Annotated in this window: 13 protein-coding genes; 6 read left to right on the forward strand and 7 right to left on the reverse strand. The window is 60.2% G+C overall.

The genetic code is table 11. The features are described 5' to 3' along the window. Positions 1 to 5: 5 nt before the first annotated feature. From FBY02_RS23510 to FBY02_RS23520, 3 genes are read left to right on the forward strand one after another with little or no spacing between them, the layout of a single operon-like run. On the forward strand, positions 6 to 4,559 hold the full coding sequence (locus FBY02_RS23510) for a neuraminidase-like domain-containing protein (protein ID WP_144930494.1): 4,554 nt from the start codon (positions 6 to 8) through the stop codon (positions 4,557 to 4,559). Continuing rightward, positions 4,556 to 9,040, forward strand: coding sequence for a SpvB/TcaC N-terminal domain-containing protein (locus FBY02_RS23515; RefSeq protein WP_144930495.1), 4,485 nt, complete (start codon positions 4,556 to 4,558; stop codon positions 9,038 to 9,040). Before FBY02_RS23510 ends, FBY02_RS23515 begins: the two co-directional genes overlap by 4 nt. After that, complete coding sequence (locus FBY02_RS23520) at positions 9,037 to 11,859, forward strand: RHS repeat domain-containing protein (protein WP_144930496.1); 2,823 nt, start codon at positions 9,037 to 9,039, stop codon at positions 11,857 to 11,859. Before FBY02_RS23515 ends, FBY02_RS23520 begins: the two co-directional genes overlap by 4 nt. Positions 11,860 to 11,963: 104 nt before the next feature. Here the strand turns inward: FBY02_RS23520 and FBY02_RS23525 are convergent, their stop codons facing one another. The 3 genes from FBY02_RS23525 to FBY02_RS23535 are packed head-to-tail and all read right to left on the reverse strand — an operon-like array spanning position 11,964 to position 15,651. After that, positions 11,964 to 13,412, reverse strand: coding sequence for an amidohydrolase family protein (locus tag FBY02_RS23525; RefSeq protein ID WP_144930497.1), 1,449 nt, complete (start codon positions 13,410 to 13,412; stop codon positions 11,964 to 11,966). Between the two features lies 1 nt (position 13,413). Then, the gene (locus FBY02_RS23530) at positions 13,414 to 14,274 is read right to left on the reverse strand and encodes a MurR/RpiR family transcriptional regulator (protein ID WP_144930498.1); all 861 of its coding nucleotides are present in this window, start codon (positions 14,272 to 14,274) and stop codon (positions 13,414 to 13,416) included. 27 nt (positions 14,275 to 14,301) lie between these two features. After that, positions 14,302 to 15,651 carry a gluconate:H+ symporter gene (locus FBY02_RS23535; protein WP_144930499.1) on the reverse strand — a complete coding sequence of 450 codons (1,350 nt, stop codon included), beginning with the start codon at positions 15,649 to 15,651 and terminating at the stop codon, positions 14,302 to 14,304. 271 nt (positions 15,652 to 15,922) lie between these two features. On the opposite strand from FBY02_RS23535, the gene FBY02_RS23540 reads away from it, so the two are divergent. Continuing rightward, entirely contained in the window at positions 15,923 to 17,368 is a 1,446-nt protein-coding gene (locus FBY02_RS23540) for a SulP family inorganic anion transporter (protein WP_144930500.1), read from the forward strand. 181 nt (positions 17,369 to 17,549) lie between these two features. On the opposite strand, the gene FBY02_RS23545 is transcribed toward FBY02_RS23540, so the two are convergent. The 3 genes from FBY02_RS23545 to FBY02_RS23555 form a co-directional block, all read right to left on the reverse strand. Beyond that, positions 17,550 to 18,443, reverse strand: coding sequence for an NAD-dependent epimerase/dehydratase family protein (locus FBY02_RS23545; protein ID WP_144930501.1), 894 nt, complete (start codon positions 18,441 to 18,443; stop codon positions 17,550 to 17,552). Positions 18,444 to 18,539: 96 nt separating this feature from the next. Beyond that, positions 18,540 to 19,457, reverse strand: a complete 918-nt coding sequence (locus tag FBY02_RS23550) for a LysR family transcriptional regulator (RefSeq protein WP_144930502.1) — start codon at positions 19,455 to 19,457, stop codon at positions 18,540 to 18,542. 183 nt (positions 19,458 to 19,640) lie between these two features. After that, positions 19,641 to 20,231: an NAD(P)H-dependent oxidoreductase gene (locus tag FBY02_RS23555; RefSeq protein ID WP_144930503.1), complete on the reverse strand. Its 591-nt coding sequence runs from the start codon at positions 20,229 to 20,231 to the stop codon at positions 19,641 to 19,643. Positions 20,232 to 20,430: 199 nt separating this feature from the next. Here FBY02_RS23555 and FBY02_RS23560 point away from each other — a divergent pair, with 199 nt between their 5' ends. Next, positions 20,431 to 20,742, forward strand: coding sequence for a putative quinol monooxygenase (locus tag FBY02_RS23560; RefSeq protein ID WP_144930504.1), 312 nt, complete (start codon positions 20,431 to 20,433; stop codon positions 20,740 to 20,742). On the opposite strand, the gene FBY02_RS23565 is transcribed toward FBY02_RS23560, so the two are convergent. Then, positions 20,732 to 21,496, reverse strand: coding sequence for a sulfite exporter TauE/SafE family protein (locus tag FBY02_RS23565; protein WP_144930505.1), 765 nt, complete (start codon positions 21,494 to 21,496; stop codon positions 20,732 to 20,734). The genes FBY02_RS23560 and FBY02_RS23565 overlap by 11 nt on opposite strands. Before the next feature lie 236 nt (positions 21,497 to 21,732). On the opposite strand from FBY02_RS23565, the gene FBY02_RS23570 reads away from it, so the two are divergent. Next, positions 21,733 to 22,617: a LysR family transcriptional regulator gene (locus FBY02_RS23570; RefSeq protein WP_144930506.1), complete on the forward strand. Its 885-nt coding sequence runs from the start codon at positions 21,733 to 21,735 to the stop codon at positions 22,615 to 22,617. Positions 22,618 to 22,659 lie beyond the last annotated feature (42 nt).

The raw sequence follows: 22,659 nt of genomic DNA on the forward strand, positions 1-22,659 counted from the left end.
TGAATATGACCGTTGCCATCCAAAAGCAGCTCGATGAAAGCCTGCGCGATGCACTGCTGGCGCTCTATCTGAACAAAGTCGTGCCCGACCAGGCCGCGCCGAAAAACCTGGCGCTCAAGACCGCCCGGGACCTCTACGAATACTGGCTGCTCGATGTACTGGTCAGCCAGGATGTGCCGACTACCCCCGTGGCATGCGCAATCGCCAGCCTGCAGCAATACATCAACCGCATCCTGATGAACCTGGAACCCGGTTACGACCTGGCGAACATTCCCGCCGAGTACTTGCAAACCTGGCGCAACGAGATGCATCGGTATCCCAGCTGGGCCGCCCATCAAAAGCTGCTCTATTTCCCTGCCACTTATCTGGACCCTACGCTGAGGGCCGACAAGAGCGATAACTTCCGGCAACTGGAAAGCGCCCTCAGCCAGAACCAGATCCAAACCGATGCGGTTCAGTCAGCGGTGATGGCTTATCTGACCCGTTTCGAAGAAATCGCCAACCTGAACGTTCTCAATGGCTACATCGATGGCGAGGACTTTGCCAATAGCACCTGGTATTTCATTGCCAAATCCCGCTCCGCGAACACCTACTTCTGGCGTTCGCTAAACATGGCGCAACGCCCACTCGACGGCCCGCCCTTGAGACCGTCCGCCACCACGCCGAAACTGGACCAGCCTGATCCGCAGGCGTGGTCGGATTGGGAAAAAGCCGAGGTGCCCATTCCCGACAGTGCCGCTGAACAGACGATTCGACCGGTCTGGTTCAATAATCGGCTGTTTGTTATATGGGCAGAATGCATACACCAGGACCCATCGGCCGTCAGCGGCAACACATCGAATACCAGCGCAGCGCTACCGGGCCCCAGCCATCCACTATTGCGTTTGAACTATTGCTTCAAAAGGCACGATGGCAGTTGGAGCGCGCCACAGGTTGGCTTGCAAGGTTTTTGTGAGGACCAGGCGCTTGGGAGCAAGAACGCGGATGCGATCAACGCGTCGCTCGGCACCGTTGCGGTACAACACAGCAAAGGGCCGAGAAATTCACTCTATCTTGCCTTATGCGCCTCCCAGCCCAAGACCGAGTCGAAATCCACGGTCACCAGTACTTTCAGTTTTATTAAAACTATTTCCATTGGAAAAAATCTCGCTAAAGAAACTGACAGCATCGGAAACGCCGAAGAACAAAACCCACGTCGCGACGAGAAAAATTCAGCTGATTATTCATTGATCGACACCAACGACCAGCGAATTCAATCAAAACTGCGCTTCTCGCACCTCTCCAGTTCTTCAACGCCTCTGCCTGCAAAAATAGTGAATACCCTATCGAATTTCGACAAGCACCTGAATGGAGCTCTGTTCAAGCCTGTGGACTCCATGTATCGACTGACGCTCGGCGTCCAGAATGCAAATTTCCCTCACACGCCTGGCAGCATCAGCTTTTCCTTTTCCGATCATCTCCAACTCAATCTGGCGCATCCTGACGAGAACCTGCCGTCCACCGCTTATATAAGACTCGGCGATCATTCGTATCTGACTGAATTCTACGTAAGCGATGTCGCTGATAGTGAGTATCGACTATCGATCAACCACATGAGCGACGTGATCAGAGACGATGCAAGCTCGCCTGGCTTCATGCTTTCTCAGCACAACAGTCTTAGCGGAAAGTTCATTTCGGTAGAAGCGGCAAGGTATTTGATCGCAAAAAAAGACCAACAATCTACTGATGCTTCCAGAGGAGAAAGATTACTGCTTAAGACTTCAGAGCAAGATTTTACGTTCTGGAGTGAGTTCACTTACACAGAAGAAGCGGCATACAGAAAGTATGTTGTTTTCCGCCAACCCAAGGCACTGAATTTTGATTCGCTGACCTACGAAGACTTGAGACCAGTGGCGGCATCCCCTTTGGTAAAACAACTACCAGCGGTCTATGAGTACCCATTGCGCATCGAAGATCTTGGCGAAGAGGGCGACACCTTATTCTATGGGGTTGCGCTGGCTCATCCCGTCGAACCGGACAAAACCATTGCTTTCGCTCTTAAAGCGACCAGACTGACCCTGGCTCCTACATTCCGCCAGTCTCCCTGCATTACCTCAGCGGTGACACCCGACCTGGGCACCATCCAGTACATCGACTTTGCCAACTCTGCCATCAAACACAGTGACGGCAAAAGCCAACTGCGCCAGCCGATCCGGTTGAACACCGTGTTCGCCGCCGAACTGATCCGACGTACCGAAAACAGCCTGGATGAACTGTTTGACTGGACCACACAACATCTGCCGGAACCCGCCGTGCCCGGTGATTTGACTCAGCAGATGGATTTCCATGGCCCTTATGGCCGTTACTTCACCGAGTTGTTCCTCTACGTGCCATGGCTGGTGGCTCATCGATTGAATACCGAACATCGATACGAGGAAGCGGAACACTGGCTGCGCTATGTTTTCGATCCGAGTCGCAGGGGCGATGAACGTTGGAGGAGCGTGCCTTTGCTCGATAGCAGCACGCCTGCATATGCCAATCATGCGCCCCACGATCCGCACCAGATTGCCCTCAGCCACCCCGTGCACTTTTGCAAGGCGCTGTACTTTCTGTACATCGAGACCCTGATCAACCGAGGCGATGCCGCGTATCGCCAACTGACACCTGACAGCCTCAGCGAGGCCAAGCTATGGTACGTGCGGGTGCTGGACCTGCTGGGCCCACGCCCGGTCGTACGACCAGTCGCCCGGTGGACGCCCGTCAGCCTGCAAACGCTCAGCGAAACACCCAGTGCCGAGCTGCGCACCTTCGAGCAATCAGTGACCCGCTTGACGCGTCACCAGATGCCCCTACGCAAAGACAGTTCGCGCTCGTCCTTGCCGGCCATCGATAGCCCGTACCTGCATTTGCCGTTCAATCCGCAACTGCTCAGTTGCTGGGACACAGCCGAAAGCCGCCTGTACAACCTGCGCCATAACCTCGACATTGCCGGCAAGCCCTTGCATCTGCCGGCCTTCGCCTCCCCCTTGGACCCGCGCGCCCTGCCTGGCGCCAGTGCCCTGAACATCACCGACAAAGCGACACCTGACTTACCGATCGTGCAAATGCCTCATTACCGCTTCACGACCCTGTACAGCCAGGCCCAGGGCGCGGTGGAAAGCCTCAGCCAATTCGGCGCCTTGCTGCTATCACTGACCGAGCGCAAGGAACAGGCGCAGTTGCAGGAGCTACAGCAACAGCAAGCCTGGGATCTGGCGAAAATCTGTGTCGACCTGCAGCGCCAGGCCATGAACACTGACCGTCAGGGCCGCCAGGCACTGCTGGCCGGCAAAGCGATCATCGAGGGCCGGGTCAGCCATTACAAAAAGCTGCTGGAGGACAACCTGAGTGACCCCGAGAAAAATGCCGGTGATCTCTACCTGAGCACCGGCACCGCAGAGCTCGTTGCACTGTCCTACCAAATCGCGGCGGGAGGAGCGATGGTGGCGCCAAGCATCTTTGGCCTGGCCAACGGTGGCAGTCGTTGGGAGGGGCCGATGCTGGCGGCTTCCGCAGGAGCCCATAGCGCGGCCGTCATCAGTCGCACGGCAGCAGACCAGTACGACCGCCTGGCATCGTTCAACCGACGCTGGGATGAGTGGTACCAGGCATTTGAGCAGTCACAACTGGAACTGGCGCAGATCGACGCCCAACTGGCTCAGTTCGCCGAGCAGGAAACCGCCACCCGCCTGCAGCTGCGCCTGGCCGAATCCACCCTGAGCCAGGCCAGGGCCAACTACGAATTCCTCAGCAAGCGCTTCAGCAAAACACAACTCTACCAATGGCTGAACAGCCAGTTTGCCGCGCTGTATCGCCAGGCCTACGACGCGACGCTGGGCCTGTGCCTGGCCGCCGAAGCCAGTTGGCAATATGAAACTGCCGACTTCAACACGCGCTTCGTTCAACCCGGCGGCTGGAATGCAACGTACCGCGGTCTGGGCGCTGGCGAGCAATTGAAATTGAGCCTGTTGAAGATGCAGGACGAATACCTGCGCCGTCACGAGCGCGAGCTGGAAATCCGCAAGACGGTCTCGCTACGCCTACTCAAGGACAAAACCACAGCCGGCTCCATTAACAAGCAATGGCCTGAGATCAAGGCCGATCTGAAGAATGGAAGTTACCAGTTCGAGCTGACCCACGAACTGTTCGAAAACGACTACAAAGACCAGCAACATTATCTGCGGCGGATCAAAACCATCAGTGTCTCGCTGCCAGCCGTGGTAGGGCCTTATGAGGACATCCGGGCCACGCTGACCCAGACCGCCAGCAAGGTGTTCATGTCTCCCGGTGACAAGGGGAAAAGCATGGAGAGCCGGCGCGCCAACCAACAGATTGCTCTTTCAACGGGTGTCGACGACAACGGTTTGTTCACCTTGAACTTCAATGATGAGCGCTACCTGCCTTTCGAATACACCGGCGCAATCTCCAAATGGCAGCTGACCTTCCCCAACCCTGAAGGGCAAAAAGAGCTGCTTGAATCATTGACCGACATCATCGTGCATGTGAACTACACGGCCCGGGTTGGCGGAGGTTCGCAATGAATGAACAGCTTTCATTGCCGGTCACTGCGCCGTCCCTGCCCAAAGGCGGCGGGGCCATTCAAAGCATTGGCAAAGGATGGAGCGCCGTCGGTGCCCACGGTACGGCAAACTACGAGATCGCGTTGCCCATATCGCCGGGGCGCGGTTTCGCCCCACCATTATCCCTGAGCTATGCCAGCTCGGCCGGCAACGGCGCGTTCGGCATAGGCTGGAGATTGTCGCTGCCCAGCGTGACGCGCCGCACCAGCGCGGGCGTGCCCGCCTATACCGAGGACGATGAAATCTTCGGCCCCGGTGGGGTGACATGGTTGCCTGAGCGGGACGTGCAAGGCGCTATCGCCTCAGCTCGCATCGATCGTTACAACGATCTGGCGCTGGGCACGACCTATAGCGTTACACGCTACTTTCCCAGAATCGAGAGCAATTTTGATCGCATCGAGCACTGGTCGTCGCATAGCGACCGGCCAGGCTTCTGGCTGGTGCACGGTGCCGATGGCTGCCTGCACCTGTTCGGAAAACATCCCGCCTCGCGTCGGGCCGATCCCCAGGATACAAGCCGTGTCGGGGAGTGGTTGCTGGAGGAAAGCCTCAACCCTCGCGGCGAACATATCCTTTACCGATACAAGTCTGACGCGACGGCTCAACGCTATCTGAGCCAGGTGAGCTACGGCAATTTCGAAGCCGATGAACACCTTTATTCCTGGAACACCGAACGGCTTGAACCGGTGCGATGGCACTTTGAACTGCTGTTCGACTATGGCGAACGCACCACGGCCTACACAGAGAAACCACGGTATGAAGGCCGGCAATGGCAAGCCCGCAGCGACGCTTTCTCCAGCTACGCCTACGGCTTTGAATTGCGCACCGAACGCCTGTGTCGCCAAGTCCTGATGTTTCATCGCTTTGCCGAGGCACTGGGCGATGAGCCCGTACTCGTGCGGCGCTTGCTATTGGAATATCGTCAGGCATCCCTGGGCTATCAGCTGCTGAGTGCAGCCCATGACCAAGGGTTTGGCACCTCGCCAACTGTCGATAGCCGCCCGCCCGTCGAGTTCGGCTACAGCGAGTTCGAACTGCAACCCGACACCCTCTCCTGGCAACGCTTCGAGAACCTGCCGGGGCTCGACGGCCACGGCTATCAACTGGTGGATTTGTACGGTGAAGGCCTGCCGGGCGTACTTTATCGAAGTGACTCAGGCTGGCATTACCGTGAACCCATACGGGCCAAAGCCAACAGCGATGAAGTGGCTTATGACCAATGGCGCATGCTGCCTCGGTTACCCTTTGCCGACGCCGCAAAGCCCATGCGCCAGTCATTGAGCGACCTCACCGGTGACGGTCGCCTGGACTGGGTCATTGCCCAGCCGGGGCTGAGCGGATTCTTTTCCCTCGAAGCTGAGCGAAACTGGTCGGATTTCGCCACCTTCAACGCGTTCCCAGGAGAGTTCTTCACCCCTCAAGGGCAGCTTGCCGACCTGATGGGCGAAGGGCTCAGTGATCTGGCATTGATCGGGCCGCGCAGCGTGCGCCTGTATGCCAACCGCCGGCAGCAGGGTTTTGCCACAGCCCAAGAAATCCCCCGCAAGCCGGATGAGGATCCCCTCCCGGTACTCGGCACTTCTCCCGGTGAGTTGGTGGCCTTCAGCGATGTCCTCGGCAGCGGCCAGCAGCATCTGGTACGCATACGTCATGACGAAGTGAAATGCTGGCCAAATCTGGGCCGTGGACGCTTCGGCACAGGCATCGCGCTGGCGTTTCCCGGCCTGGCCTACGAGTCCTTCGACGCAGCGCGGATCCGCCTGGCGGACCTGGATGGCTCCGGCGCCGTCGACCTGATCTATCTGCAAGCAGACCAGGCGCTGATCTTCATGAACCGTTGCGCCAAGGGCTTCGACGCGCCGCTAGCTCTGCCCTGGCCTGCGGGAGTGCGCTACGACGATTCATGTCAGGTCAGCATCAGCGACTTGCAAGGGCTCGGCTGTTCCAGCCTGATCCTGAGCGTGCCACACATGACTCCCCGCCATTGGCGCTGCGATTTCGTCCGGGCGAAACCGTACTTACTCACGGGCACCAATAACAACATGGGGGCTGCCGACAGCATCGACTATCGCAGCTCGGCGCAGGAATGGCTGGATGAAAAAGCGGAGCGAATCCAGGCCGGCCACCCCGTCACCTGTCGTCTGCCATTGGCCCTGCACCTGGTCTCGCGCCAGACCCAGCTGGATGAGATTACCGGCAATCGACTGACTCAGGCGTTCGCCTATCGCCAGGGCTATTACGATGGCCAGGAACGGGAGTTCCGGGGCTTCGGCCTGGTGCTGCAAACCGACCGTGAAACCAATCCCGACGATCCCGAAGCCGACAGCTCCATTGCTTCATGCTTGAAGAGGACCTGGTTTCACACCGGGCGCAAGGTCAACCCGTCACGTTTCGGCTACAGCCGTGCCGACAAAAAAGCCGTTCCCCTGGGCAAGGCATTGCTTTGCCAATACCAACCCGAGTCGCAGAGCGACCTGATCGTGGCCTCGCCAGACGCGGCCATCGAACGTGAAATGGCCCGCGCCTTGAGTGGTCGTCTGTTGCGAAGCGAAATATTCGGCCTCGACGAAAAACTGAAGGCCAGAACGTTGTATTCGGCCCAGGAGAACCGTCATGGGGTTCGTTTGCTGCAAGCTCCCGTTGGCGATCGCGGCTACGCCCGGATGTTGCCGCTGCTGCTGGAGACCATCACTTATACGTACGAAGGCGCTACCCAGGACCCGCAATGCCGACACACCCTGAACCTGCAACACGATCCATACGGTGCGCTGACCCACAGCGTGGATATCCATTACGCCCGGCGAAAAACCGCCGACGATACTCCGCCCTTCAGCGACCCCGATCAACAGCAATGGTGGCGCGATGCTCATGACCCGGCCCAACAGTTCTACTACCTGAACGAAACCCGTGCCGAATTCATCCACTTGCCTGCGCCTCAGGCATGGCGGCTGGGCGTGCCTTATCGCCAGCGCACAAACGCGTTGCAACGACCCAAGGCCCCCAAGGCCGAGGGACTGACGCCGCAAGACCTGACATTCGAAGCGCTTTCGGAAAAGGTGAAAAAGACGGCCTGGGCCACCGACAGCGTATTGACCAGCCTGTCGGTGCAGCGCTACAGGCACGCCTCGAGCGCCACACTCCTGCCGGACGGCGTCGCAGGTTTCCTGGCCCTGGCCGACCATCGGGAGACCGCCGAGCTGGACGAAACAGCGCTTAAAGCTTTCCAGGTGTTGCCGCAGGAAAGTCGCCCCAAGGGAAGAATGTTCGAACGAAGCCACTATCATCGAATGGCCGACTTTCTCCCCCTGAGCGCCCGCCCCAGGAGACTCTGGTCAGTCAAAAGCGGCTTCGCGACCTATGCCCAACGGGAAGGTTTCTACGCCATACAGACCCTGCAGCCGTGCGAAAGCCACGGCGCGATAAAGATCAGCTACGACCACACCCATTGTTTTATCTCCCGCTTCCAAATGCCTGATGGCTGCGCCATCGAGGCAAGCTACGATTACCGCTCACTCCAGCCCAAGCGCATCACCGACCCCAACGGCAACGTCCAGGAAGGCTTGGTCAACGCTTTCGGTCAACTATTGGCGAGCACTTTTTATGGCGCTGAGAACAATAATCCTGTGGGTTTCAAACCCATCGGGCAGTTCCAACAGCCGCTGATTCACAGCCCGACAGAGGCCATCAGGCAAGGCAAGGATGCTCTGCAAGGCGCCGCCACGGCCATTTACTACGCCCCCTTCGGTTGGATGGGCTGCGTATCGCAAACGGCATTGACCGACACCCCATGGCTGGCGCGTGGCGTGATCAAGGGCGACCTGCTGCCCACCGGACACATCCGCGCCTCGGCCCGCGCACGACTGTCAAACCTTGAAACGTACTCTGCCGATGACCTGAAGCTCAAGCAGGAGGTCGAGGCTTGCACACGTGAACCCGTGCACATCGCCACACTGCTCGCTGACCGCTACCCCGATGACAGTCAGCAGCAAATCCACATCGCCATCACCTGCTTCGACGGCTTCGGTCGATCGCTGCAAAGCAAGCAACGGGTCGAGTCGGGCCTGGCCTACCTCGTCGACGCCAAGGGCGACCTGACGCTGACGGATGGCAAACCCGGGGAGCAGATCGTCAACGAACGCTGGCGTGTCAGCGAACGGGTGGAATACAACGGCAAGGGATTGGTGGTTCGCATCTACCGGCCCTACTTTGCCGATCAGCATCGCTACATCAACGATGCGGCCTTACGCCCGTTCGCCCATTGCGATCAGCAATTCTACGATTCACTGGGACGCCCCACACACACACGTCTGGCCAAGCAAAACGGCATTTCCTACATGCGACGGCACACCCGTCATCCTTGGTACACCGTGGACGAGGATGAGAACGACACGCTGCAAGAGGTCATGTCAGACCAACCCCCTTCTACCGGAGGTGTAGCATGAACGCGCGCCTCCATCACAAAACACCCACGATCAACGCCTACGATAGCCGCGGCCTGCCTGTGCGACAGGTCGCTTACTACCGACACAACGCGCAGGAACAATCCCAGGCACGCATCACCCTTCAAGAGCACGACACGGCCGGACGACTGGTTGCCCGACGCGATCCCCGGCTGGCTACCAGCGCATCGGCGGTCAACTTGCAGATTGTCTACAGCCTGTCCGGCAAGACGTTGTGGGTGGACAGCGTCGATGCCGGGTGGCGTCTGAACCTGCCAGGCGATGCCGGACAGATACTGCACAGCTGGGATCAACGGGGAACGCGGCGACAGACCACCTACGACACCCAACTGCGCATGACCGAAATCCATGAGCAAGCAGAGGGAGAGGAACCGCGCCGGGTCGAATGCCTGCAATATGGCGACAGTTCGCCCGAGTCTGCGCGGCACAACCTGTGTGGCGTGCTGATCCGTCACGATGACAGCGCCGGCTCCCTGCTGACCCATGACCACTCGCTCTGCGCCAAGCCACTCAGCCAGACACGGCACTTGCTGGCCAAGGCCGGACAACCCGACTGGCCAGAAGACCAGAAAGACCGCGATCGCTTGCTCGAAAAGGGCGGCAGCTATATGACGAACTGGCGCTATGACGCGCTCGCAAGAATCATCCAGTTGTCCGATGCCGCGCAGCACCAGCAGCTGTATTCGTTCGATGTGGCAGGCCAGCTCAAGTCGGTGAGCCTGAAGATAAAAGACGACACTACTGAGAAAACCGTCCTCAAGCATCTTGCCTATAACGCGTTTGGTCAGGTCGAATCCCAAACGGCCGGCAACGGCATCGTCACTCGCGCCGTGTTCGATCCCGCCAGCGGTCGCCTGGCCTCACTCAGCACATCGGCGCCTGGCAGAAGCCTGCAGGATCTGCATTACATCTACGATCCCGTGGGTAATGTGACGCAGGTTGAAGACAGGGCCCAACCGGTGCGGTTTGGTAATAACCAGCGGGTTACCGCCACCAGTACATTCACCTACGATAGCCTTTACCAGCTGACCCGTGCGACGGGGCGCGAAGCGGCGGGCCTGGCCAGCCCACCCACTCTCGGCATGCCTGCCGCCGATGACGGACAGTTGTTCAACTATACCGAGCACTACGCGTACGATGCCGGCGGCAACCTGACCGAACTGCGGCATGTTCGCGAGGGCAATAACTACACCCGGACATTGAACATCGCCGCACAGAGCAACCGTCTCCAGTCTTGGAACAAAGGGCAGTCAGCATCCGACACGGTGGTGAATTTCGATGTCAGTGGCAACCAACAGGCGCTGGCCCCCGGCCAGGTGCTGACATGGAACACCCGCAATCAACTCCAGAGCGTGGTATTGGTCCAGCGTGACAACGCCGCCAATGACATTGAACGCTATTGCTACGACAGCGGCGGCCAGCGTGTGCGCAAGGTCCACACGACCCATGCACCGGCGATCATGCACACCCGGGAAGTCCGTTATCTGCCTGGACTGGAAATCCACACGCGGCACAACGAACGCCTGGAAGTGGTGACCTTGCAAGCCGGTCGGTGCAGCGTACGCTATCTGCATTGGACCCAAGGCCGACCGGCCGCTATCGCCGCCAACCAGATGCGCTACAGCCTTGAGGATCACTTGGGGTCCAGCTCACTGGAGCTCGACGACCAGAGCGACCTGATCAGTCAGGAAAGCTACTTGCCCTATGGAGGCACCGCCTGGGTGGCATCCCGCTCGGAAGTGGAAGCCGACTACCGGACCGTTCGGTATTCCGGCAAGGAGCGCGACGCCAGTGGCCTGTATTACTACGGCCAGCGGTACTACGCACCGTGGCTGCAACGCTGGATCAACCCGGATCCGGCGGGGACGGTCGATGGATTGAACCTGTACTGCATGGTGGGCAACAACCCACTGCGCTATGTCGATCGATCCGGCCGCAACAAAGAGGAAGCCGCCATCCAGCAAGAGATAGCGGCTTATCCGAACATACTGTCCACCGTGAACAACCGGGTAGGCGTATTGAACTACCAGATCTATAACAGCTTCAGCACAAAAGACATCACCAAACGACTCTTCCAGGCCTACGCCTACAACGCGTCAAAAAACCTGGTGTCGTTGGGAGCTGGCATGGTAGCGGCGCCCGCCGGGCTGGTTGCCTCATGGGCGGCCATGAGCGGCACGTCCATAACGACTGATGCTATCGCCAACAAGCTGGAAGCGACACGGCATCTGCCTGTTTCGATCTATCCACAAACCAGCCGGTTGGATCCCGACGAAATCGAACATGAAGGCCGGACCGCCTTCTATGACGTGAAAACGAAATCTGAAAAAGCGATAAAAGACCTGAACCCACGCCACCCCACCGGGCAAAAAAAAATAGCACTGATGGTGACCAGCTTCATCCTGACCAAGGTGCTCAGGATTCCAGGCGCATGGATCCCCAACTTCGAAGCGTCTACCCAGGCCACAAAAGCGTCCAACGGAATACCGTCGCAAAAAATCAGGCGCCTGGACGCTGCACTGCTTGAACTCGACGATCACCTGCAACACGACTCCACCGCCATCGACGCCGCGTTCGATACGCTTGGGGTAGAGGAATTCTATGCCAAGGGGGTCAGGGGATCGCTCAATCAATCCCTCGACTGGATGACCAACAGCACGGGAACGGCAGGGGCTCGCACATTAAGTCGCGGGGAAATACAACGGCAGATACACGCCACCCGAGCGACGATACAGCACGGGAGGGAGTTACTGTTCCGGCTCAACGAACACAACAAATCGTTGGGCCGACTTTCGCCATAACTCGACCGCTGGACCGGCCGAAGTGATCAGTCCGCCCACGGATTGATCACTTCAATGCCGGGAAACTCAAAGTCCGGACTCGGTTTCGATGCGCCACACCTGAGTCATAAACCCGCGTGACTTCCCCGCGCCAGGAACCGCCCTTCCCTGCATCCATTGCCCTGGCCGTCACCGTAGCTCAGGACACCGTTGACCCACACCCCATCAATACCTTCGGCAGCCCGTTGCGGTTCTATGAAGTCTGCAACATCGCGAATAGTTTGCGGATTGAACAACACCAGGTCCGCCCAATGCCCTTCACGTATTTCACCGCGCGCCTTCAGACCGAAGCGTGATGCGGACAGACCGGTCATCTTGTGCACGGCGGTGTGTAGGGGAAAAAGCCCGACGTCACGACTGAAATGTCCCAGCACCCGTGGGAAAGCGCCCCACAAGCGTGGATGGGGAAACGGGTCTTCGGGCAAACCGTCGGAACCGATCATCGACAGCGGATGCGCGAGGATTCGTCTGACATCGGCTTCGTCCATGCCGTAGTACACCGCGCCCGCCGGCTGCAAGTGTCGCGCCGCCTCCAGCAAGGGCACACCCCATTCGCTGGCAATGTCGATAAGATCACGACCACCCATCGCTGGATGAGGCGTCGACCACGTGATGGTGATGGGATGGGCATCGGTCACTTGTTTGAGATCCAGCGTCGACGAGCTTGCCGCGTAGGGGTAGCAATCACAGCCGACTAGATGGTCTCCGGCGGCTTTTTCCAGGGCTGCGAGCACCTGCGGACTACGCCCCCAATTGCCGACACCGGCACATTTGAGGTGGGAAATAATCACCGGGCTCCGTGCATGGCGGCCGATCTGGAAGGCCTCGTCCATGGCCTCGAGCACCGGCTCGAATTCGCTGCGCAGGTGAGTGGCATAGACCGCGCCATAGGCATTCAACTCTTCGGTCAGTTGCATGACTTCATCGGTAGACGCTGAAAACGCGTTGGCGTAGGCCAGGCCGGTGGACAAACCCAATGCACCGTCCTCCAGGCTTTCGCGCAGTTGCTGACGCATGGCGGCGATTTCTCCCACACTGGCCGTGCGCAACAAATCGTCCATGTGGTTACTGCGCAATGCCGTGTGGCCCACCAGCGCGGCGACGTTGACTGCCGGAGCCGCCGCTTCCACTGCGTCACGATAATCGCTGAAGCGCGGGTAAACGAACGCCTGGGCGGTGCCGAGCAGGTTCATCGGGTCCGGCGGATCGCCCCGCAGGCACACCGGTGAAGCACTGATGCCGCAGTTGCCGACAATCACCGTGGTGACACCCTGGCTGAGCTTGGGCAGCATCTGTGGTTGGCGGATGACCATGGTGTCGTCGTGGGTGTGCACGTCGATGAATCCCGGCGCCAGCACACGGCCAGTGGCGTCGACATTGGCAATCGCCCGGGCTGCGCCCAGGTCGCCGATGCGCTCGATGCGCCCGGCACGAATCGCCACATCGGCGGTGTAGCCGGGCGCGTCGCGACCATCGATGACCAGCGCATTACGGATAACGGTGTCGTACAGCATGTCAGTCTCCCAGCGGCAGGTCATCATCGCCGCCGCGGTAGTCGTCCAGGGCGAGCTTGACCCGCCGCAGGCGCTCTTGATTGTTTTCAGGGTTGGCCAACGCAAGCTCAGTGGCAAGCACATCGATAGCCAGCAGCATGCCGTAGCGCGCCGCCGTGGGCTTATAGATGAACGAGGTCTCGGCGCCTTGCAGGGGCAGCACGACGTCGGCCAGCCGGGCCAGCGGGGAGTCGGCCCGGGTGATGGCCAGGATCGCCGCGCCGTAGCTTCGCGCCAGTTCAACGGCACCGAGCAGTTCCGGGGTGATGCCGGTGAGCGAGCAAGCGATGACCACATTCGCCTCGCTCAACGAGGTGGCGGTGATGCGCATCATCACCGGGTCGCGGCACACGGCAATCGGATAGCCGAAACGTACCAGCCGCACCTGCAATTCTTCACTGCACAACGCCGACCAGCCACCAAGCCCGAAGGCATGAATCATCCGCGCCTTGCCGAGTGTCCGCACGGCATCGGCGAACCGTATCTCTTCGAATGCCGACAGATGCTGACGCAAGGTGGACTCGATATCGCCAACAATCTGCCCATAAAACGCCGATTGCTCGGGCGCGCCTGCGGGGTCGAGGAAACGGCTGCCGACACCGCTGGCCCGGGCCAGTTGCAGGCGCAGATCCCGCAAGTCGCGACAACCGACGGTACGGGCGAAACGCGACAGCGTAGCGCTGCTGACGTCCGCACGCCGGGCCAGGTCGTCCAGGCTGGCGGAGGCGGCAAATCCCACGTCGTCGAGCATCAGCCTGGCGATTCTTCCTTCGCCGGCGCTGAAGGAATCCTGACGAGCGCGGATCTGGTAAAGGATATCCATGACGGCTCCTGTGTGATTGCGTTGCGCTCAGAGCAAACGTGCGAGCCCAAGGGTCAGACCGAAGGCGACCAGAGAGATCAGCGTTTCCAGCACGGTCCAGGTCTTGAAGGTTTGAGCAACGGTCATGTTGAAATATTCCTTGATCAGCCAGAAACCGCCGTCGTTGACGTGAGAAAAGATAACCGACCCTGCCCCGGTTGCCAGCACCAGCAACTCGGGATGTGGATAGCCCAGGCCGATCGCCACGGGCGCGACAATGCCCGAGGCGGTCGTCATCGCCACCGTGGCCGAGCCGGTGGCGACACGCATCAACGCAGCGAACAGCCAGCCCATGACCAGGGGCGACAGTTGGAATTCCTGGGCCAGCCCGACGATCTGTTGCGTGACCCCGGCGTCCACCAGGATCCGGTTCAAACCACCCCCGGCCCCCACCAGCAAAGTAATGCTGGCAGTGGGTGCCAGGCATTCGTTGGTGAACTTGAGGATCGACTCACGGTTGAAGCCCTGGGCCAGGCCGAGGGTCCAGAAGCTGAGGACGGTGGCCAGCAACAACGCAATCACCGAGTTGCCGATGAATAGCAGGAACTGGTTGAAACCGCTGCCCGGCGTAGAGATCAGGTTGGCCCAGCCACCGATCAGCATCAGGATCACCGGCAGCAGGATGGTCCCCAGGGTGATGCCGAAACCTGGCAGCCTGGCACGGGGTTCGCGGTCCAGAAACTGTCGCTCCAACGGATTCTCTGCCGGTAGCTGGATGCGCGGGACGATGAATTTTGCATACAACGGGCCCGCGATGATGGCGGTGGGGATGCCAATCAGGATCGCGTACAGCAAGGTCTGCCCCACCGAGGCCTGGAACGCCTGTACCGCCAGCATCGCCGCCGGATGCGGCGGCACCAGGGCATGGACCACGGAGAGCCCGGCGACCATCGGCAGCCCCACCATCAGGATCGACACGCCCACGCGCCGGGCGATGTTAAACGCGATGGGCACCAGCAGCACAAAGCCGACTTCGAAGAACAACGGCAGGCCGACCAGGAAGGCGATGCACACCATCGCCCAGTGTGCGTTTCGCTCGCCGAAGCGCTCGATCAGGGTCTGCGCCATCCGCTCCGCACCGCCGGACTCGGCCATCATCTTGCCGAGCATCGTACCCAGGGCCACCACCAGCGCAATGTGCCCCAGGGTCTTGCCCACACCGGCCTCATACGCCCCCACCCCCCCCGACGGTGGCATCCCTGCCAACAGCGCGAGACCGATGGAGACCAAGGTGATCACGATGAACGGATTGAGCCGGTAGCGGGCGATCAGGACGATCAGCGCAATGATGGCGATGGCCGCGTAGACCAACAGCCAATAACCGAAAGCAGGTGCCATGCGGTACTCCTTGAACAGGGTCACGTCTATGAGTTGTGAAACTCATAAATCATTTCCACGATGAATCTACAAACACGCTGAAAGTAATTTTCGTACACAGGCAAGAAATGTCGCTGACGGACATCGCGACATAGCGCTGATGAAAATCCGCCACCGAATTTTCGTCTCCTGACACCAGGCTCGCTCCCACAGGGGAATTTCCGTACCATCCGCACCTGCTTTTGCGCCACTCCGGCAGCCGACACTCAACCGGCGCCCATTCAGGTAAACCATGAAACCAGCACGCCTTCGCGCCGACGTCCTCGCCGGCCTCACCACATCTTTTGCCTTACTCCCAGAATGCATCGCCTTCGCTCTGGTAGCCCACCTCAACCCACTGATGGGGCTGTATGGCGCTTTCATCATCTGCACCCTGACCGCACTGTTCGGCGGCCGGCCTGGCATGGTATCGGGCGCGGCGGGGTCGATGGCGGTGGTGATCGTCGCGTTGGTGGTGCAGCACGGCGTACAGTACCTGCTGGCCACGGTGCTGCTGGGTGGGCTGATCATGGTGGCTTTCGGGCTGTTGCGGCTGGGCAAGCTGGTACGCATGGTGCCGCACCCGGTGATGCTCGGCTTCGTCAACGGCCTGGCGATTGTCATTGCGCTGGCCCAACTGGAGCATTTCAAGAACGGTGAAGCCTGGCTCAGTGGCGCACCGTTGTACTGGATGGCGGGCCTGGTGGCGCTGACCATGGCCATTGTCTACCTGCTGCCACGCCTGACTCGTAGCGTGCCACCGGCTCTGGTGGCGATTCTCGGCGTCGGCCTGGGGGTCTACCTGCTCGGCCTGCCGACCCGCACGCTGGGCGACATGGCGCACATTGCCGGTGGTTTACCCGACTTTGCCTGGCCGGCCATTCCCTGGGACCTGGAAACCCTGCAGATCGTGCTGCCCTATGCGGTGATCATGGCGATGGTCGGGTTGCTGGAAACCCTGCTGACCCTGAATCTGACCGATGAAATCACCGAAAGCCGCGGTTACCCGGACCGCGAGTGCGTGGCGCTCGGCGCGGCCAATATCGCCTCCGGCCTGTTCGGCGGTATGGGTGGTTGCGCGATGATCGGTCAGACGGTGATCAACCTCAGCTCTGGCGGTCGCGGCCGCCTGTCCGGTGCGGTGGCCGGGGTGATGGTGTTGCTGTTCGTCTTGTTCCTGTCGCCACTGATCGAGCGCATCCCGCTCGCTGCGCTGGTGGGCGTGATGTTCGTGGTGTCGCAGCAGACCTTCGCCTGGGCCTCGCTGCGGGTGATCAACAAAGTACCGGCGAATGACGTGCTGGTCATCATCGCCGTGACCGTCATCACCGTGTTCACCGACCTGGCCGTAGCGGTGCTGTGCGGCATCATCGTCGCGGCACTCAACTTCGCCTGGCAACAGGCCCGGGAGCTCTACGCCGACACCCATCTGGAGGCCGATGGCAGCAAACTCTATCGCCTGCATGGCACGCTGTTCTTCGCCTCGACCACGCCGTTTCTCAACCAGTTCGACCCGGCGAATGATCCGACCCAGGTCACCTTGGATTGCCGTCACCTGCGCTTCGTCGACTACTCGGCCATCGCCGCGTTGAAGACCTTGCGTGAGCGCTACAGCAAGGCCGGCAAGCATCTGCGGGTGTTCCACCTCTCGGAGCGCTGCAAGCAGATGCTCAAGCGCGCCGGCGTGCATCACGACTGATGCAACTGTGGGAGCAGGCTCGCTCCCACAGGGGGATTGTGTTGAGCCGGGATATTACGGTCGCTGCTGAATAACTGTGGGAGCGGGCTTGCTCGCGAAAGCGGTCTATCAGCCGACTCAAGATTGACTGGCCCGGCGCCTTCGCGGGCAAGCCCGCTCCCACAGGGCGAAGTGCTACGTCTTACACCATCTCGTTGAGAATCCACTCCACCACCGACGTCCGCTTCGGTGCCCAGCCCAGCAGTTCGCGGGCATGTCTGCCTCGCACACGGCTGTTGGAGCCCAGGCCGTAGTTGGCCATTTCATAACCCCACTCGGCCTCGGCATCGGCCAGCGGCCAGTCCTGCGGTTCGCCAAGGTCCAATGCCCGGGCCATGGCGGTGGTCATGTCGAGGAACGAGGCCTCGCCGCTTTCGACGAAGTAGAACGTACCCGGCCGGTTGCGGGTCAGGGCGAGCAGGTACAACTCCACTACATCCTCGATGTGCACGTTGGACCAGATATTGCGCCCCGGCCCGACATGCCGCACCACCCCGCTTTTACGCGCCTGCTTGAGCAGACGCGGCAGTTGCACGCTGTCGCGTTTGACACCCAGGCTGTGGCCATAGATCAAGGTGTTGCAGATCACCGCCGAGTTCACGCCATCCTTTGCCGCAGCAAGGACGAGGTTATCGATCGCGACGCGGGCAGCCTTGTCGACGGTAGGCTCCGGCAAGTTGTTCTCCTGGTAGATGTCAGCACTGGCAAGACCACCCGAAGCATCGCCGACAATGCTCGAACCGCTGGTATGCAGCAGGACCTTGTTCGAGCCCCTGAGGCCCTCGAGCAGCGCTTCGACCGCGCCACGATGATCGCTGCTGGCGGCATTGATCACCGCATCGGCGGCGCGGGCCTGTGCGGTCAGCAGCGCGCTGTCCTCCAGGGTGCCGATCACCGGATTGATACCCAGGGCGGCCAGTTCGCTCGCTTGCTCGGCGTTGCGCACCAGGCCATTGACTTGGTGCCCGGCCCGAATCAGCCCGGTGGCGATGGAACCGCCGATGAAACCGGCAGCGCCGGTGACGAATACGTTCATGGAAAAACTCCTTGGCAGAATCAGTGATGGAACGAGTATCGAGGACCGATCCTTGGCGAAACAGTCCATATTGCCCAAATCACTCTTGCCTTGAAGTCACGAATCAGTCTGCAAATCCCGCGAGGCGTATTCGGCGAGCTTGTCCTGGATGAAGTCCAGAAAGCACTGGATGCGCAACGCCAGTTGAGAGTTGCGGTAGTAGACCGCGTTGATCGGCTGGCGGTATCCGCTGTTCGCCTCGGCCAGCAGCACTTTCAATCGACCGGCACGGATGTCGTCGCGGGTCATGAAGTCCGACAGGCAGGCGATCCCCTGCCCTTGCAGCGCCAGGTGGCGCACCGTTTCGCCACTGGATGCGCTGATGGCCGCCTGGATGGGCCAGCGGTCGCCGTGAAGATGGCGCAAGGGCCATTGGTTGAGGCCATCATTCTGGGCAAACCCCAGCAATGCATGCTCCGTCAGTTCAGCGACGGTGGAAGGCGTACCATATCGTTCCAGATAAGCGGGGCTGGCCAAGATGTGCAACGGACTGCAACCCAGGGGACGGGCATGTAGGGTCGAATCGGTGAGCGCGCCGATGCGGATGGCGATGTCCGTGCTCTGCTCCAGCAGATCAATGATCAGGTCGTTACTGTTGAGTTCGAGTTGGATGTCCGGGTAGAGCCTGCGGAACTCGTCGATGTGCGGCACGATGGCATGCAGCATGAACGGTGACGCAGCGTTGATCCGCAACCGCCCCGAAGGCTTTTGCTGACGAGAGGACAAGCGCTCCTCCAACGCCTCCAGTTGGTCGAGAATACCTTTGGCCTGTTCGAAGAAATACCGGCCCTCCTCGGTCAAATCCATGCGCCGGGTGGTGCGGTTGATCAGCGTGGTGTCGAGCTTGGCTTCCAGCCGGGACAACGTGCGGCTGACCGCCGAGGGCGTCTGCCCGACCTGCTCGGCGGCGGCGGAGATCGACCCGCATTCGATCACGCAGACGAAGATCTGCAACTCGTCGGATCTGGCTTTCACAAATGTTCCTGTCGATTGTTCTCTTGTGGCTAGGGGATTTATCCCCGCTGGGCCGCGAAGCGGACCTTGAGTCAACACGCGATGTGCCTGGATGGCCGCGTTATCAACTTCGGTGCCTGCTTCGCAGGCGAGCGGGGATTAATCCCCTCGCCACAAAATAGTAGCCGCATGTGCGCTGAAATATCATGCCTCCAGGCCGAACACCTCGATCAAATGCTGTTCATACCGCGCCACATCGGCTTCGACGTTCGGACGTTTCATCACGTCCACGCACAGGAAGGTCGGCAAGGCGGTCATGCCGAGGAACTGGTTGGCCTTGTGGAACGGGAAGTACACCGCGTCCACGCCCTTGCCTTCAAAGAAGTCGGACGGATCGTCGAAGGCCTGTTGCGGGGCGTTCCAGGTCAGCGACAACATGTATTGCTTGCCCTGGACCAGGCCACCGCTGCCGTACTTCTGCGAGGCATCGGAGCGGGTACGGCCGTCGCTGGCGTAGAGACTGCCATGTCCTTCGGTGAACACTTCGTCGATATACTTTTTCACGGTCCACGGCGCGCCCATCCACCAGCCCGGCATCTGATAGATGACGACATCGGCCCAGAGAAACCTGGCGACCTCTTCCTTGATGTCGTAGCCACCGTCAATGAACGTGCTTTTCACGTCCAGGCCACCACGGTCCAGCACGCTGAGGGCCGTGTCGTGAAGGATCGCGTTATAGCGGCCGTCGGAATGAGCGAACTGTTTACCACCGTTGAGCAGCAGGACTTTTTTCATGGGGAGCCTCATCGGGTTCCACGGCGAGCACCGTCGAAGGGGCCGCCGAATGGAAAGGTTGAAATGATGGGGGGCAGACTAGCGACGAGCTTCGCGCGGAGTAAGCGCTGCAGCGGCAAAACTGATTTGACCTGCACGCACGAATCAACGGCTAATTGTTGCCTTAGAATTCATCCACTGTCATTTCAGGAGACTCGCGATGAGCGAACTGCACGGTTTCATCCTCCACGCCAAGACCCGCCCGGAAAAAGCCGAAGCCTTCGAAACACTGTTTCGTGCCTACGTCGAGCCGAGTCGCGCCGAACCGGGCTGCATCGAATATCACATGCTGCGGGACCAGCAGGACCCGACGCTGTTTATCTTCTATGAAATCTGGCAATCCAAGGCCCATCTGGACGAGCATTCGAATCTTCCACACATGAAGCAATTCTTCGAACAACGCATGGACTACCTGGAGCGCGACTTCGAGATCCGCCGCGTCGAAATGCTGAGTGCGCCGTCTAGCCACTGATCAGCAAGTGAGCGCCGAGCCCGCCAAGGCCAATGAAGAACACCCGCCGAAACAGCCCGGCGCTGATCCGTTGGCGCAACCACTGTCCCAGCCACATCCCCAATAGTGCCGGTACCAGGGCCAGCAGCGACGCGCCCAGTTCCCCTCCGCCCAAGGCGCCGCGCCACAACAGGCCGGCCGCCAGGGCCAACGTCGAGACCGTGAAGGACAGACCCAAAGCCTGCACCAACTGGTCCTTGCTCAAGCCCAACGCTTGCAGATAAGGCACCGCCGGAATGACAAACACCCCCGTGGCAGACGTAATGACACCGGTCAGCAGGCCGCAGAGCGGGGCGAGCCACGACTCAGCGCGACCATCGACCCGCAGCGTCGGCAGCGCCAGCCCGCTCAGGGCATACACCAATAGTGCGCCGCCCAAGGCCCGCACCACCCACGCCCCGCCGGCCATGCCGATCCACAGGGTGCCAAGGCCGGTACCGAAGAAAATCGCCAGCAGCAGCGGCCACAAGCGCCGGATCAAGGTGAGCAAGTGACCGCCGAAGGCCAGTTGCCAGAGGTTGGTCAAAGTGGCTGGAATGATGAGCAATGCGGCAGCCTGCACCGGAGCCATAGCCAGGCCGAGCAACCCCATGGAAATGGTCGGCAGGCCGAGGCCGATCACCCCCTTGATCGTGCCGGCCAGCAGGAAAGTGGCGATGACCAGTAGGGATAGCATTGGGCCCAGGTTCTGATAGAAAGTGATGAATGTGTTCATGGCCCTATCCTGGGCCCAGGCGGGTTGTTTTGAAATCTGCCATATACTGAGGCTGCCTCTTGCTCAACAAGAGGCTTAGACTTTGTGGGGGCTACTGACGCCATCCCGAGCAGGCTCGCTCCCACAATGAACGGTGTGAAACACAAGATCTGTGTACACCCGAAACCCTGTGTGAGCGAGCCTGCTCGCGAAAGCAATTCATCAGCCACTACAGAACCCGGCACAGGCCCCATACCATGCACTTCGACCTCACCGACCTGCGCCTCTACCTGAACATCCTCGACACCGGCAGCATCACCGCCGGTGCAGCCCGCAGCCATCTGTCCCTGGCAGCGGCGAGTGCGCGGGTCCGAGCCATGGAAGCGTCCCTGGGGACCGAACTGCTCGAACGCGGCCGCCGTGGCGTAACGCCCACGCCGGCCGGCAAGGCCCTGGCGCAACATGCCCGGGTGTTGCTGCAACATGCGGAGCACTTGCAACAGGATCTGGCCGAGTACGCCAAGGGTGTCAGAGGCCGGGTACGGCTGCTGTGCAACACCAGCGCCGTGAGCGAATACCTGCCCGAGTTGCTGGCCACGTTTCTCAAGGAGCACCCCAATCTCGACATCGACCTGCAGGAACTGCCCAGCTCGCGCATCACCCATGCCTTGCGCCAAGGTGCGGCAGACCTGGGTGTCGTATCCGACGCAGTCGACACCGATGACCTGCAGACCCGGCGCTTTCGAAACGATCCGTTGGTATTGATCCTACCGTCCGAACACCCGTTGGCCGACGGTCGCGTGGTGAGTTTCAGCGAGACCCTCAGCCATGATTATGTCGGCCTGAACGCCGCCAACGCCTTGGCGGTGTACCTCGAAGAGCAGGCCCTGCACACCGGGCTGCGCATGCGGATCCGCATTCGTGCCGACGGTTTCGACGGAGTGATTCGCATGGTGGCCCATGGCGCAGGTATCGCCATCGTCCCACGGGCCGCCATCGAACGTCGCCCTGCCGAGCCATCGTATCGGTGCATGCCGCTGCACGAAACCTGGGCACAACGGGCCCTGCTGCTGGCGGCGCGCAATTTCGAGACGTTACCCGTCTACGCCAGGGCCCTGGCCATGCATCTGTCCGAGCGTTGATTTGCGTTTCTGGGTAGCTCGATGTCGAGCACAGACAACTGA

The sequence above is a fragment of the Pseudomonas sp. SJZ078 genome (assembly GCF_007828255.1).
GTDB lineage: Bacteria > Pseudomonadota > Gammaproteobacteria > Pseudomonadales > Pseudomonadaceae > Aquipseudomonas.

Excerpts from the sequence above, each read along its gene's own strand:
- FBY02_RS23510 (WP_144930494.1), top strand. The coding sequence starts at position 6 with ATGACCGTTGCCATCCAAAAGCAGCTCGATGAAAGCCTGCGCGATGCA.
- FBY02_RS23515 (WP_144930495.1), top strand. The coding sequence starts at position 4,556 with ATGAATGAACAGCTTTCATTGCCGGTCACTGCGCCGTCCCTGCCCAAA.
- FBY02_RS23520 (WP_144930496.1), top strand. The coding sequence starts at position 9,037 with ATGAACGCGCGCCTCCATCACAAAACACCCACGATCAACGCCTACGAT.
- FBY02_RS23525 (WP_144930497.1), bottom strand. The coding sequence starts at position 13,412 with ATGCTGTACGACACCGTTATCCGTAATGCGCTGGTCATCGATGGTCGC.
- FBY02_RS23530 (WP_144930498.1), bottom strand. The coding sequence starts at position 14,274 with ATGGATATCCTTTACCAGATCCGCGCTCGTCAGGATTCCTTCAGCGCC.
- FBY02_RS23535 (WP_144930499.1), bottom strand. The coding sequence starts at position 15,651 with ATGGCACCTGCTTTCGGTTATTGGCTGTTGGTCTACGCGGCCATCGCC.
- FBY02_RS23540 (WP_144930500.1), top strand. The coding sequence starts at position 15,923 with ATGAAACCAGCACGCCTTCGCGCCGACGTCCTCGCCGGCCTCACCACA.
- FBY02_RS23545 (WP_144930501.1), bottom strand. The coding sequence starts at position 18,443 with ATGAACGTATTCGTCACCGGCGCTGCCGGTTTCATCGGCGGTTCCATC.
- FBY02_RS23555 (WP_144930503.1), bottom strand. The coding sequence starts at position 20,231 with ATGAAAAAAGTCCTGCTGCTCAACGGTGGTAAACAGTTCGCTCATTCC.
- FBY02_RS23560 (WP_144930504.1), top strand. The coding sequence starts at position 20,431 with ATGAGCGAACTGCACGGTTTCATCCTCCACGCCAAGACCCGCCCGGAA.
- FBY02_RS23565 (WP_144930505.1), bottom strand. The coding sequence starts at position 21,496 with ATGAACACATTCATCACTTTCTATCAGAACCTGGGCCCAATGCTATCC.
- FBY02_RS23570 (WP_144930506.1), top strand. The coding sequence starts at position 21,733 with ATGCACTTCGACCTCACCGACCTGCGCCTCTACCTGAACATCCTCGAC.